The organism is Nitrosomonas sp. Is37 (assembly GCF_033063275.1).
Classification (GTDB): domain Bacteria; phylum Pseudomonadota; class Gammaproteobacteria; order Burkholderiales; family Nitrosomonadaceae; genus Nitrosomonas.
Map to the genome: position 1 here is coordinate 1 of NZ_JAWJYP010000045.1, position 13,849 is coordinate 13,849.

12 protein-coding genes and 1 tRNA gene are annotated in these 13,849 nt (G+C 38.8%); 2 read left to right on the top strand and 11 right to left on the bottom strand.

Annotated features, from left to right (window positions below):
- Nucleotides 1–756 precede the first annotated feature (756 nt).
- Together R2Q26_RS14525 and R2Q26_RS14530 are read left to right on the top strand one after the other, a co-directional pair.
- On the top strand, nt 757–1,776 hold the full coding sequence (locus R2Q26_RS14525) for an L-threonylcarbamoyladenylate synthase (RefSeq protein WP_317536950.1): 1,020 nt from the start codon (nt 757–759) through the stop codon (nt 1,774–1,776).
- The gene (locus R2Q26_RS14530; protein ID WP_317536951.1) at nt 1,773–2,570 is read left to right on the top strand and encodes an HAD family hydrolase; all 798 of its coding nucleotides are present in this window, start codon (nt 1,773–1,775) and stop codon (nt 2,568–2,570) included. The genes R2Q26_RS14525 and R2Q26_RS14530 overlap by 4 nt, the downstream gene beginning before the upstream one ends.
- Nucleotides 2,571–3,009: 439 nt before the next feature.
- On the opposite strand, the gene R2Q26_RS14535 is transcribed toward R2Q26_RS14530, so the two are convergent.
- The 11 genes from R2Q26_RS14535 to thrS all read right to left on the bottom strand — a co-directional run bounded on the left by R2Q26_RS14535 (nt 3,010) and on the right by thrS (nt 13,583).
- Nucleotides 3,010–4,152 (bottom strand): peptidoglycan DD-metalloendopeptidase family protein, encoded by a 1,143-nt coding sequence (locus R2Q26_RS14535; RefSeq protein WP_317536952.1) that lies wholly within the window; start codon nt 4,150–4,152, stop codon nt 3,010–3,012.
- A gap of 22 nt (nt 4,153–4,174) precedes the next feature.
- Nucleotides 4,175–4,837, bottom strand: coding sequence for a protein-L-isoaspartate(D-aspartate) O-methyltransferase (locus R2Q26_RS14540; RefSeq protein ID WP_090572001.1), 663 nt, complete (start codon nt 4,835–4,837; stop codon nt 4,175–4,177).
- Nucleotides 4,834–5,607, bottom strand: a complete 774-nt coding sequence (gene surE / locus R2Q26_RS14545; RefSeq protein WP_317536953.1) for a 5'/3'-nucleotidase SurE — start codon at nt 5,605–5,607, stop codon at nt 4,834–4,836. Before surE ends, R2Q26_RS14540 begins: the two co-directional genes overlap by 4 nt.
- Before the next feature lie 166 nt (nt 5,608–5,773).
- Nucleotides 5,774–5,850: transfer RNA gene (locus R2Q26_RS14550), tRNA-Pro, on the bottom strand.
- A gap of 378 nt (nt 5,851–6,228) precedes the next feature.
- Nucleotides 6,229–6,537: an integration host factor subunit alpha gene (locus tag R2Q26_RS14555; RefSeq protein ID WP_090571999.1), complete on the bottom strand. Its 309-nt coding sequence runs from the start codon at nt 6,535–6,537 to the stop codon at nt 6,229–6,231.
- Nucleotides 6,538–6,810: 273 nt separating this feature from the next.
- Nucleotides 6,811–9,189 carry a phenylalanine--tRNA ligase subunit beta gene (pheT, locus tag R2Q26_RS14560; protein WP_317536954.1) on the bottom strand — a complete coding sequence of 793 codons (2,379 nt, stop codon included), beginning with the start codon at nt 9,187–9,189 and terminating at the stop codon, nt 6,811–6,813.
- Nucleotides 9,190–9,237: 48 nt separating this feature from the next.
- Nucleotides 9,238–10,257: a phenylalanine--tRNA ligase subunit alpha gene (pheS, locus tag R2Q26_RS14565; protein WP_090572007.1), complete on the bottom strand. Its 1,020-nt coding sequence runs from the start codon at nt 10,255–10,257 to the stop codon at nt 9,238–9,240.
- Nucleotides 10,258–10,345: 88 nt separating this feature from the next.
- Nucleotides 10,346–10,705, bottom strand: coding sequence for a 50S ribosomal protein L20 (rplT, locus tag R2Q26_RS14570; protein ID WP_317536955.1), 360 nt, complete (start codon nt 10,703–10,705; stop codon nt 10,346–10,348).
- 11 nt (nt 10,706–10,716) lie between these two features.
- Nucleotides 10,717–10,914, bottom strand: coding sequence for a 50S ribosomal protein L35 (gene rpmI / locus R2Q26_RS14575; RefSeq protein ID WP_317536956.1), 198 nt, complete (start codon nt 10,912–10,914; stop codon nt 10,717–10,719).
- A 187-nt stretch (nt 10,915–11,101) separates the two neighbouring features.
- A complete protein-coding gene (gene infC / locus R2Q26_RS14580) occupies nt 11,102–11,647 on the bottom strand; it encodes a translation initiation factor IF-3 (protein ID WP_411182369.1) in 546 nt (181 codons plus the stop codon).
- A 25-nt stretch (nt 11,648–11,672) separates the two neighbouring features.
- Nucleotides 11,673–13,583, bottom strand: a complete 1,911-nt coding sequence (thrS, locus tag R2Q26_RS14585) for a threonine--tRNA ligase (RefSeq protein ID WP_317536957.1) — start codon at nt 13,581–13,583, stop codon at nt 11,673–11,675.
- Nucleotides 13,584–13,849 lie beyond the last annotated feature (266 nt).

Consider the following 13,849-nt stretch of genomic DNA (forward strand, 5'->3'; position numbering starts at 1 on the left):
ATAGCCTCTAGCGCTAGACGCTGCGCTGCTTGTTCCCATTGTAGTTGCCATTTAAATTTCCTCCTGTTTTTCATTTATTAGAAAAAGTATATCGCTACTTACCTACGATATTACTCTTATTCGCTATTTCATCATCCCATAAAAACCTTCCTGTCTTCATGGCTTCCGAATAGCTTTCCTTTAAATTACTCCTTTTCCTTTTTTGTTCCAGCTAAAAAGTTCAACACCCTTCCTTCGCCGGCCACACTTTACAGGCTAGTCACCTTCATCATTTTAGTCAAGCAGTTTTTCCATATTTATAGCAGGGGATTTCAGCAAAAAATAAAATCCATCACTGCTTCAATAGTTTGGGTGAACGATAAATTATTCTTCCAGAATTTAAAATTTATTATTCTATCGAATTCATTTTTTGGACACTATTCGACAAAATGAATGTCTTAATTTTGAAATTATGCAAAATCATTTAGAAAATCATTTAGAATATGAGATATTTTTTGCAAACTTTAATTATCTGCAAGCACTCTTAACTTACAATAAATTTACTAAGACTACTTAGAAACTATAGCCTATAGCCTGAATCTGTTGTATTTGATATTGAATAGAAAAAAATATAATCTCTCTACATATCATACTCATATTAAAGTAGTGACTTCATCGATACTGAATTAATTAATCAAAAATCTATTGTCAAAATCTAAAACTAACAATAAAAGATAAAACATAACTTTTGTTTTTGTATATTTATCTATCAAAAGTATGAATGATAGGGAACCATTGCTTGCGCTTAATGATAAAATTGTTGCGGCTGTTACTCTTTTAAAGGCTGGCAAAAATGTAGCTTTTCCTACAGAGACTGTTTATGGGCTCGGAGCAGACATCGCTAATCCTTCAGCAATAAATCGAGTTTATGAAATAAAAGGACGCCCTATTAATCATCCTCTTATAGTTCATTTCGCAGAAATGAATCAATTAGAATATTGGGCAACTGATGTACCCGATTCAGCCTGGCAATTAGCTGAGCATTTCTGGCCAGGACCTCTTACCCTAATTCTGCCCAGAAGCTCACATGTACCACTTAGTGTAACGGGTGGCCAAAATACTGTCGGCTTACGTATTCCTGATCATCCGATTGCACTTGCTCTACTAAGAGCACTTGGTAGAGATAGAGCGCTTGTCGCACCTTCAGCAAATCGCTTTGGCAGATTAAGTCCTACTTCGGCAAATCATGTATATGAAGAATTTGGCAATAAAGTGAGCATGGTTTTGGACGGAGGCACTTGCAAAGTTGGCTTGGAAAGTACCATTATCAGTTTTTATAATTCAACAGCCATTCTTTTACGCCCCGGCGGTATCCCCATAGCATCACTTGAAGATGTACTAAAACAAAAAATCGTCTTGAAAGGAAATCAAGATATAGCTTTACGGACTCCGGGTAATCTATCCTCTCATTACGCTCCTGCAACACCTCTCGAAGTGTGGCCTACCGAATCAATTCAACAACGTGCACAGCAATTGAATAAAAATGGGTTACGAATTGCTCTAATTGTTTGGTCTGATTCCGATTATCTTTCCCAAGCTGCAAATGAAAACATTCATCTTTTTTTAATGCCGGCTGATCCAATCGAATATGGTCATCAATTATATGCCACACTTCGTCAACTAGATCAGAAAGGGTTTTTTCGTATGTTGGCAGAAGCTCCCCCTTTAGACTCAGCATGGCTAGCAATTTCTGATCGCCTGCAACGCGCCAGCTATAACACATCAACTCATCTATGAAAAAAAATAATATTCCGCTTTCTGCAGTGTTATTTGATGTTGACGGTACTCTTGCCGAAACTGAACGAGACGGACATCGCCCTGCTTTTAACGCTGCATTTAAAGAGTTTGGACTTGATTGGAATTGGGATACTGAACTATATGGCCAATTACTCAAAATTACTGGTGGCAAAGAACGTATCCGCTATTACATCGAAAAATACGCGCCCAGCATATTAAACAAGCGCGATTTGTCTGACTGGATTGCTGAATTACATAAAACTAAAACCAAATATTTTCTTGATTTATTAGCAAAAGGGAATATTCCTCTGCGTCCTGGTATAGCACGACTAATTCATGAATTGCGTGAAAAAGAAATAAAAATAGGGATTGCTACAACCACGACATTAGAAAATGTAACCTCTCTATTAAAATTTACATTGGGGGAAGAATCTCTTAACTGGTTTGATGTTATTGGCGCTGGAGACATCGTGCCCCAAAAAAAACCCGCTCCAGATATTTATTACTGGGTACTCGAAAAACTTGGATCACCACCTCAACAATGTATCGCAATTGAGGATTCAGAAAATGGATTACAATCCTCTTGCGCAGCAGGTATTAAAACTATCATCACAATCAGCGAATATACATATTCACAAAATTTCAATGGTGCAGCGATGGTTTTAACTGACCTGGGAGAACCAAGTAGATTGCCTTCTATTATCTCAGGAGATATTGCTATCCTCAATAATAGATGGATTGATGTCTCGACTTTGATCACTTTAATAGAATCTAATGATCGGCAAGCTCTATAGTTTCAGTATGATAATAATCTGACTATTACAATTTTAATCCCAAAAACGCTATAAGATTCTTTCAAAAAGAAGATAAGCTTGATCCTTGGTAAAACATGCTCTTTGTAATCTTATATCCATAACGGTTAGTAGGTGGGTAGAGATTGCATCCTGCTTCAGCCGGTCGTTTGTTTAAATCCAGAATTCTCCATTAGAACCTCAAATTTTAATAAAATCAATAAATTATTCTAATATTTCTTTTTAAGAATACTATTGCGAATCAAACGATTAGATTGCTAGCGAGAAACCTGGGTTTAATCAAATGCGTTAGTGGATGGAATTGGATTATTAATGCAGCATCTATTGCAGATTAGAATTATCAAGCACGCCAATCATGACAAGCTGCAAACTCAGGAATTATTATCACTATTTCAGTCTCAGTGACGCGACTATCTTCAAATTAATTAGATAAGAATTTAAGAGGATCAACAGGTTTACCTCGCTCCCTAATTTCAAAATGAAGTTTCACAGTATCGCTATCGGTGTTCCCCATTTCCGCTATTTTCTGACCTTTCGTTACAGTTTCACCTTCTCGAACCAAAATCTTGCTATTGTGTCCATAAGCACTAAGGTAAGCATTATTATGCTTAACGATAATTAATTTTCCATATCCGCGAAGTCCGCTACCGCTATAAACTACTGTTCCATCCGCAGACGCTAATACTGACTGACCAGGTTTACCAGCAATAGTCACTCCTTTGGATTTTTCAGTATATCTGCTCAGCAATTGGCCGTTTGTTGGCCAACTCCACTTGATATTATTACTGCGGTTAGCTTCTAACTTTTGAGGGCTACTTTTTGGAGTGCTCTCATTTTCAACAATTTTCTGTGTTGTTGGAGCTATGGCTATTTTTTGTGTTGTTGAAGCCATTTCTGATTTTTGTATCACTGGAGCTATTGCTACAGTCTCTGCTTTAGGAGGTGTAGTAGGTAAATTAGGTGTACTATTTGAACCTCTTAATTGAGCCACAGCTGTCTCGGAATAGGGCAATTTGACTCCTTTCGGTTCTGCTACAAGCGAACTGGCTGATGCCCCCGTGCCTGCTTGTGAAGCTGATGATGGAAGTTGCTTGGCCCTTTCGGAAGATAATATTGGCTGAGGGACTGAAAACAGTGTCGGCTGCGCCGTAACAACTTGCTCTGGTATTACTTTTTCCTGCTGAGAAGATAGCTTCTGCCTAGATGGTACGGACAAATCAATTTCCTGGCCAATCTTAAGCGCATTAGGATTTACAATCCCATTCCACTGGGCCAGTTCTTTATAATCAATGCTATGCCTGAGTGCAACCGCATAGAGGGTATCTCCTTTTTGAACAATATAGATTTGCTTAGCCGGTGCTTTATCTATTGCCTGATTTAAGTTTCTTTGAGACTCGACTACTGGAGCTGGATGGGGTGCAACACATCCAGTTATTAAAAAATAAGGAAAAACAAGTAACACGCCAGATAAAATAGTAAACAACTTCGATCTTACTACTAAGATAGCCATTGTGATAACTCCATAAATTTCTAAACAGGCTTTCCTGATCATAATATCCAGCATCTCTATTATGCTCCTGTACCGTTTATTTGCTAATGACACCAGATAAAATTGGAACAAACTTCACCTCATCCAGTATGGTCTCAATAAAACCCTGAGAAGTATGCTCTATTACACACAAATTCTGCTTTCGACTCCCTTTCGGATAAACTATTCTACCTCCTATCATTAATTGTTCTAGGAGCGATTCTGGCACTTGCGTGGTAACAGCTGTCATCATAATGCCGTCAAATGGTGCCGCTTCAGGAAAACCAAGTAATCCATCTGCATGTCTCAAATAAGCATTGCTAACTCTTAGCTCACGCAAACGGATACGTGTACGAGTAAGCAACGGTCCTATACGTTCAATTGAATACACTTCTTGCGCTAGTTGAGCAAGCACTGCAGTTTGATATCCACAACCAGTACCTATTTCAAGCACCTTACCGAGATTAGAATTTGCACGAAGAAGCTCGGTCATTCTGGCTACAGTCCATGGATTTGAAATTGTTTGACCAAAATTGATAGGTAGTGCCACGTCATCATAAGCTCTAGATGCCAGAGCTTCTTCAACAAAAAGATGACGAGGGATTGTGTTCATTACGGTTAACACCCTTTCATCGGTGATACCTTGCTCACGTAAACGCTCGACCATTCGCATCCGCGTTCGCTGTGATGTCATGCCAATACCGGAATGACGTATGCTCACAAATCAATATCTCCCATCATATTTTTTTCCATCCCCAACCAATCTTTCAGATATCCTATTTGATCATATCGAGTAAGATCTATTTGCAATGGAGTAATTGAGACACGGTTATTTTGAACTGAAAAAAAATCGGTTCCCTCTCCAGCATCTTGTGCTGCACCTGCGGCACCTACCCAATAGACTGTATCTCCTCGTGGGCTGCGAGATTTAATTACTGCTTCAGCCTTGTGGCGGCGTCCTAAGCGCGTTACTTCCATTCCTTGTAATTGCTCTTGTGGAACATCAGGTACATTGATATTTAACAGAATAGGTACATGAAATTTTTTCTCCATGAACCGTTTCACCATATTCAACGCAACATTTGCCGCAGTTGAAAAATTACCACTAGAAACACTTACGAGAGATACAGCAATTGAGGGTATGCCTAGGAGAAATCCCTCAGTAGCAGCTGCTACAGTACCAGAATAAATTGTATCATCTCCCATGTTAGCCCCATCATTAATACCAGAGATGATCATATCCGGTAAATCATCTAGCATACCGGTTACTGCCAGATGCACACAATCTGTCGGGGTACCATTAACATAATAAAAACCATTATGTGACTTGTGCAAACTTAGTGGACGATCAAGTGTTAAAGAGTTACTCGCGCCACTGCGGTCACGCTCTGGAGCTACCACGGTTATATCCGCTATACTAGAAAGGGTTTCGGCTAGACACGCAAGACCTGGCGCAAAATACCCGTCATCATTACTGAGCAATATGCGCATTTGAATTAACTTTCTGGAAATTAATGAGAAGTCAAAATACTATATTTGAGTCTACCCAATATTCATAAGAGACTCAAATAAACTCGCTAACCAAATTTAGACTTAATTATATGAGAATACACTACACTATTTAAGTGATTAATTCATCATATGCTAAAAATTAAGTTGGTCGGGGCGAGAGGATTTGAACCTCCGACCACTTGCACCCCATGCAAGTACGCTACCAGGCTGCGCTACGCCCCGACGACTTAAATTATAGCAAATACAAACTCCAACACTAGAATCACTCACAAAACAAATCAAGAAAGAAGCACTGATCCTACTCCCTTAATTTTATTTCTATCTAAGATATAACACCCTACTCTATCTTTGAATATGAAATTTCAACACATCTATCAAAATTGATGTAGATCCAGGCTACAAACGGTGACGCGTCATTTATAGTAAAAGCCCATGATCATAACGTAATTCATTCAGAGATCGAATAAGTAATACTTCATGATATTGGATAATAGCATTGATTTCCATGTCGCTTAATTGATTTCAGCTGTGCAGACCCTCACTGCTGCAAAGTATGAGATTTAACTCCACACAATTCATTTAGGTATGGGAGAAAAAATACTACTTAGTTTCATTTTTTCCATGATAGTTCTTCTCTACCATTGACTTAAGTTTCTGGCTGGCATGAAAAGTAACTACACGGCGTGCCGAGATGGGAATTTCTTCACCTGTTTTGGGATTGCGTCCAGGGCGCTGAGGTTTAGTACGTAATTGAAAATTACCAAAGCCAGAAAGCTTGACTCCTTCACCTTTCTGAAGAGCTATGCGTAATTCCTCATAAAAAGATTCTACTACTTCTTTAGCTTCTCGCTTATTGAGTCCTACATTTTCAAACAACAGATCAGTCAATTCTGCTTTTGTTAACGCCATGTTTACCCCACCTGTATGAACAAATTTTAGCTCGTAAACAAAATATAAGATTCTATAAAACCCATAGATAAAATCTATTAAAAAAATAATATGTTACCTATGTGATTTAAATATTTTATTTTTAAAATTATCGTATTAAAGACTTTTCAAACTTGAGAAATGGATATAAATATATTGTTATTAATAAAAAAATCCATGTAGGGAACTATTAAGAATATTCTTCAATAGTTAAATCAACAAGATACACTTTTCCTAATCTTATTCAGGATAAAATTATCCGCGTAGTTTAGCATTAAATTTAGATTCTAATATGCCAATCAATTCTGAAATTGCCTCATCTATTTCCTTGTCAACTAAGGTTTTTTCAGTATCTTGTAATAAAATACGAAAAGCAAGACTCTTCTTGCCAAATTCCATTCCCTTTCCACTATAAACATCAAAAAGGTGAATTTCAGAAATAATAGCCGCTTTCTCAGTATTTATGCTTTCTAATAACATCTGAGTACTTATATGATTAGCTACCACGATAGCGATATCACGTCGTACAGGTGGAAACTTGGAAAGTTTCTTAACTTTTGGCAATGTTCTTGTGGATAAAGAATCAATATGTAACTCAAATAATATTGCAGATCTGGGTAAATCATACTTTCTCTGCAAACGCGGATGCAATTCCCCTAGCCATCCCGCAATTTTATCGCTCTTATAAACTTGAGCAGATTTTCCTGGGTGTAAGGCTGGATGAATAAATTTTTCAAATCTCACCTGCTCTGGCCAGAATAGAGACTCTAAATCCATCTTCACATCAAAAAAATCAATATTTCTAGCAGGTTGCCCCCATTGCTCTGGCGCTGCATCCCCATAACAAAGACCAGCAATATTCTCAGTTTGCTGATAATTACTTTCATTATTCATAAAACAGCAACCAATTTCAAATATTCGAACTCTGGTTTGCTTACGATTAAGATTAAATTGCAAGTTAGCAATTAGTCCACCAATCAAGCTACTACGCATCACACTCATCTGACTGGCAATAGGATTCTTCAATACTACTGGTGAATCATTATTCGCAAAATCTAATTCCCAATTGGCATCGACAAATGCGTAATTGATTACCTCCCGATAATCTCGGCTTATCAAAATATGTTTTAATCGGGTAGAAGGAAGATCAATTACTTCAGATTCTGGAAGCATTGACATCATTGGGCGTGGTAAACTCGCAGGAATATGATCATACCCATATATGCGTGCTACTTCTTCGATAAAATCTTCTTCTATCACTAGATCAAAACGATAAGGTGGTGGTGTAACATGAAATACATCATCATTAACGAAAAAACTAAATCTCAAGCGTTCAAAAATTTCTGAAATTTGTCCGCTTTCCACATCAATTCCCAGCAGCCGTTTTATACGCTCCAGGCGAACCTTAACAACGTCACGGCTTGGTAATCTATTTTTAACCTCCGTTATAGGACCAGCTTTACCACCACATATGCTCAAAATTAAATTAGTAGCTCGCTCTAAAGCATCTCGTGTCGCAGCAAAATTAACTCCTCGCTCAAAGCGATGTGCAGAATCTGAACTGAATCCCAAGCGAAATGATTTGCCGCTTATCACTTCCGGAGAAAAAAATGCACTTTCCAAAAATAAATCTGTTGTTTCCAGTTGGACGCCACTTTGAATTCCCCCCATGATTCCAGCCAATGCCAAAGGTTCATCCTCATTCGCAATTACCAGCATATCCGGTTGTAACTCAAATTTTTGTCCATTTAGCAATTCTAAACATTCGTCTTTTTTTGCATAACGTACCCATAATTTTCCTGCTTGCACGCTCCCAATTTTTGCTAAATCAAATGCGTGCATTGGTTGACCTGTTTCCAGCATCACGTAATTAAGGACATCTACTACCACATTAATCGTACGTATTCCGCCTCGCTCTAAACGTTGAGCCATCCAAAGCGGGGTAGCTACAGCAAGAGATACTTCACGTATTACTCTTCCGCAATAAAGCGGACATACCTCAGGCTTATCTATATACACTGTTACAGTATCACTGATTTCGCTCTTAGCTGGTTCAATTTCTGGAGGAACAAAATCTATGGCAGTAATTGCTGCTACCTCTTGCGCCACACCTAATATTCCAAGGCAATCCGCCCGATTAGGTGTAAGCTTAAGCGTAAAAATCTGGTCATCTAACGCATAAAATTCTCTAAAATTCATGCCGTTTAGTGCATCCTTAGATAGCAAAAGTAAACCTTCTGCATTTTCACTTAACCCTAATTCTTTTGCAGAACACAACATGCCAAAAGATTCCACGCCACGTAATTTACTTTGCTTGATTACAATGCCTGGTAAATGAGCGCCAATTAAGGCACAAGGTACTTTCACTCCAACTTCAACATTTGGTGCACCACATACGACTTGAATGAGTTTATTGTCGGCTGTTCCAATATCAACTTGGCACACATTAAGTCGGTCTGCATCAGGGTGTTTTTGTACAGATATCACCTCAGCCACAACCACTTTATCAAAAGGTGGCGCTACAGGTTCTACGCTTTCCACCTCCAGTCCAGCCATAGTTAGAGCGTGCGCCAACTCATCACTCGAGTGGGGTGGATTTACAAGCGTACGAAGCCAATTCTCTGAAAATCTCATAACAATAGTTTATAAATAAGGCAGGCAGGTACTAACGAGAAGATTTATTTAATTAAATTGCTCTAGAAAGCGTAAATCATTATCAAAAAATAACCGCAAATCATTTACCCCATATCGCAGCATTGCCAACCTTTCTACTCCCAAACCAAAGGCCATGGCAGTGTATTTTTCAGTATCTATCCCGCCATACTTCAAAACATTCGGGTGTACCATGCCACAACCCAGTACCTCTAACCAACCTGTATTACTGCATACCCTACAGCCTTTTCCGTCACACATGACACAACCAATGTCCATTTCTGCAGAAGGTTCTGTAAAAGGAAAGAACGAAGGCCGAAAACGTACCGGTAAATCCTCACGCTCGAAAAATTTTTGCATAAAATCCATCAATATGCCTTTCAAAGCTGAGAAATTAACATACTCATCCACCCATAACCCTTCCACCTGATGAAACATGGGTGTATGCGTTACATCAGAATCACAGCGATAAACTCTCCCTGGTGCAATAGCTTTTAGAGGAGGTTGATGATTTTTCATATAGCGGATTTGAACTGGAGAGGTGTGGGTACGCAATAAGTACATACTATCCACATAGAAAGTATCGTGCATTGCACGAGCTGGATGATTCTCTGGAATATTAAGTGCAGTAAAATTATAAAAATCAGTCTCAATTTCTGGACCTGATGCGACAGCAAAACCAATCGAGTGAAATAGCGATTCAATACGCATCAATACTTGCGAAACCGGATGTAAGCTACCCATACCCAGCCCACGCCCCGGCAACGTCACATCTAATGTATCTCCTTCTAGTTGCGCTATCATTTCCTTTTCTTCAATAATTTTCTTGCGTCGTGCCAGCGCTTCATCTAATGATTTTTTAGCTTGATTAATCAGATTACCCATAACAGGGCGATCAGTCTGTGGCAGCTCTCCTAACCCTCGAAGTAATTTAGTTAATTCTCCTTCCTTTCCCACATAGCGAACCTTTATTTGCTCGAGCTCAGTGGCATTCTCTGCCCTATCTATAAGAATAACTGCTTCACTTACAAGATTTTCTAGGTTTTTCATAAAAGGTAATACATAAGGATCATGCAAGAAAAAGGGAGATCAAGTTCCTTAATCCTTGATCTCCCTGGACTTATTATTTTCGGCCAAACTATAAAGCTAGATTTATTCTAGCCCTTTCTACTATTTTCTCAAAAGCGGCTTTATCAAATACAGCAAGATCTGCCAGTACTTTTCTATCCAACTCGATACCCGCCTTTTTTATACCATTCATAAAATTACTGTATGTTAATCCATGCTCACGTGCTGCTGCATTAATACGAGCAATCCATAAAACACGAAATTGACGTTTCCGCTGGCGGCGATCGCGGTATGCATACTGACCCGCTTTCATTACCGCTTCTTTGGCTATACGATAGACATTTTTGCGTCGGCCTCGATATCCCTTAGCCAGTTTAAGTATTTTTTTATGGCGCGCATGAGCTGTTACACCACGTTTCACTCTTGGCATCGCAAACCTCCTTATGCGTAAGGTAACATAGCACGCACAGATGCTATATCCCTCGGATTAACACCAACAGTTCCACGCAACTGCCTTTTGTTTTTGGTAGTTTTCTTGGTCAGAATATGCCGTTTAAATGCTTGGGATCGTTTAATGGTACCACCAGCCCTCACTTTAAAGCGCTTAGCGGCACTTTTCTTGGTCTTCATTTTGGGCATAACTTAACTCCTATCTTATTTATATGATTTAAGGTGTTTCTATTTAGTTAGAAAACTTTGGAACCTACAATCACTTATTTTTATAAACCCTCTAAATTAATATACTAATCCAATCACATAACTTGGATGATTAGTATGCTCACGTAGATATTATAGCTGTTGAAATTTTATTTTCTTGCTTTAACTCTTACGATTTACTTTTTTTTATTTCTTTCTTTTTGGGTGACAACACCATCACCATTTGCCTACCCTCTAGTCTGGGAAATTGCTCTACAATCGCAAGTTCTTGAAGATCATCTTTTACTCGTTCCAAAAGACGGACACCAAACTCTTGATGTGCCATTTCACGACCTCTAAATCTTAGAGTAACTTTTACCTTATCGCCCTCATCCAGGAAATTAATCAAATTACGTAATTTGATGTTGTAATCACCCTCATCAGTATTTGGCCGAAATTTAATTTCCTTGATTTGGATCTGCTTTTGCTTGAGCTTTGCTTCATGCTTCTTTTTACTTTCTTGATAGAGATACTTCCCATAATCCATCAAGCGACATACTGGCGGCTGAGCCCCCGGTGCAATTTCAACTAAATCCACACCTTTCTCTTCAGCCAAAACATTTGCAATAGCAAGCGTAACAACACCGATTTGCTCTCCATCTATACCAATTAATCGTATTTCTGGGGCATTAATTTCCTCATTTATACGTACATGTTTTTCCTGACTTATGGCAATTCCTCCAAGCTGTATAAAAATCTACTTAATTTATCTTTTCTGAAACTTCTACTTTTAGACGATCTATCAATGTCTGCAAAGACATTTGACCAAGATCAATATTTGATCTACTCCGCACAGAAACTACATTATCCTTTACTTCAGCATCACCTACAATTATTTGGTAAGGTAATTTCTGTAAACTATGTTCTCGAATTTTATAGTTTATTTTTTCATTTCTCAAGTCCGAATCTGCACGAATACCATGATACTTGAGTTCTTTTACTACATTCTGAGCATAATCTATCTGGTTCCTTGAAATATTTAGAACTACCACCTGGACAGGAGAAAGCCAAAGTGGAAGTGCGCCCGCATGATTTTCAATAAGAATGCCGATAAATCGCTCCAAGGAACCTAAAATTGCACGATGCAGCATCACTGGAATTTTTTTCGAATTATCTTCAGAAATATAAATTGCGCCTAACCTGTTTGGCATCGAAAAATCTAACTGCAGAGTGCCGCATTGCCATACCCGCCCAATACTATCTCTCAAGGAAAACTCGATTTTAGGACCATAAAAAGCACCTTCTCCCGGCTGTAACTCCCAATCAAGCTGTTTCAGATTTAATGCAGAACTTAGCGCCATTTCTGCCTTATCCCACTGCTCTTCTGTTCCCACTCTTTTTTGTGGGCGAGTAGAAAGTTTGACTAAAACTTCATGAAAACCGAAATCTTTATAAACACGTTGCAACAAATCAATAAATTGTATGACTTCATCTCGCACATGCTCCTCTGCACAAAAAATATGCGCATCATCTTGAGTAAAGGCCCGTACGCGCATGAGACCGTGTAAAGCCCCTGATGCTTCATTTCGGTGGCAGGATCCAAATTCAGCAAGTCGCAGGGGTAAATCCCTGTAACTTCTGAGCCCCTGATTGAATACCTGCACATGGCCAGGGCAATTCATGGGTTTAATAGCAAAATATCGCTCTTCAGCTTCTGTAACAAACATATTCTCACGGAAGTTTTCCCAGTGGCCCGAGCGCTCCCATAACAATCTTTCAAGGACCTGTGGCGTACGAATTTCCAAGTAGCCATTTTGGTTCAGTATTTGTCGCATATATTGTTCGATTTGCTGCCAGAGAATCCAACCTTTTGGGTGCCAAAAAATCATTCCAGGCGCTTCTTCTTGCATATGAAACAGATCTAATTGTTTACCTAGTTTCCGGTGATCACGCTTTTCAGCTTCTTCTAAGCGAAGTAAATATGCTTCCTGATCTTCTTTTTTTATCCATGCTGTCCCATATATCCTTTGCAGCATTTCATTATGAGAATCACCTCTCCAATATGCGCCCGCTACTTTCATTAATTTGAAAACTTTGAGCTTGGATGTCGATGGCACATGCGGTCCGCGGCACAAATCAGTAAAATCACCTTGTGAATAAAGTGAAATAGTTTGTCCTTCAGGAATCGATTCAATTATTTGAGCCTTATAATGCTCCCCTTGATCCTTGAAAAAATTTATTGCAGCAGAACGATTCCACTCCTTTCGCTCAACCTTTAAATCCCGCCTGCTAATGTCTACCATTCTTTTTTCAATTGCAGCGAGATCCTCCGGTGTAAATGGACGTTTATATGAAAAATCATAATAAAAACCATCTTCTATGACAGGACCAATGGTCACCTGCGCCTCAGGAAACAATTCCTTAACAGCTTGTGCTAATAAATGTGCGCTCGAATGCCTTATGATTTCTAAACCTTCAGTATCTTTCTCAGTAAGAACAGTTAGGTCGCTATCTGTTTCGATACGATAAGATAAATCAACCAATTTATCATTAACCTTTCCTGCTAATGCTGAGCGCGCAAGACCTGCACCTATCGATTCTGCAACTTCTAAAACAGTCACTGGACGATTAAATACCCTTTCTGAACCATCTGGCAAGCGTATAACAGTCACTGATTTTTTCCTTCTAGTTAAGTAATTCAGGTAACGTATTTTTACTCTAAGTAAAGTAAAAATTACTTAAACCATTCGCTCTGTTTTTAGGACCTAAATAAAGAAACCCGCGCAGCGCTCATCTCACGCGGGTTTCACTTGAAACAAAAAGAGCTAAATTTTCAACCTTTCCGAGATCAGGCTTAATTAATCATCCTCATCAGCGGAGTCTTCTTCGGCAGAGTCTTCCCCTTTAGCTTCTTCACCACTGCCTTCTTCTTCGTCGT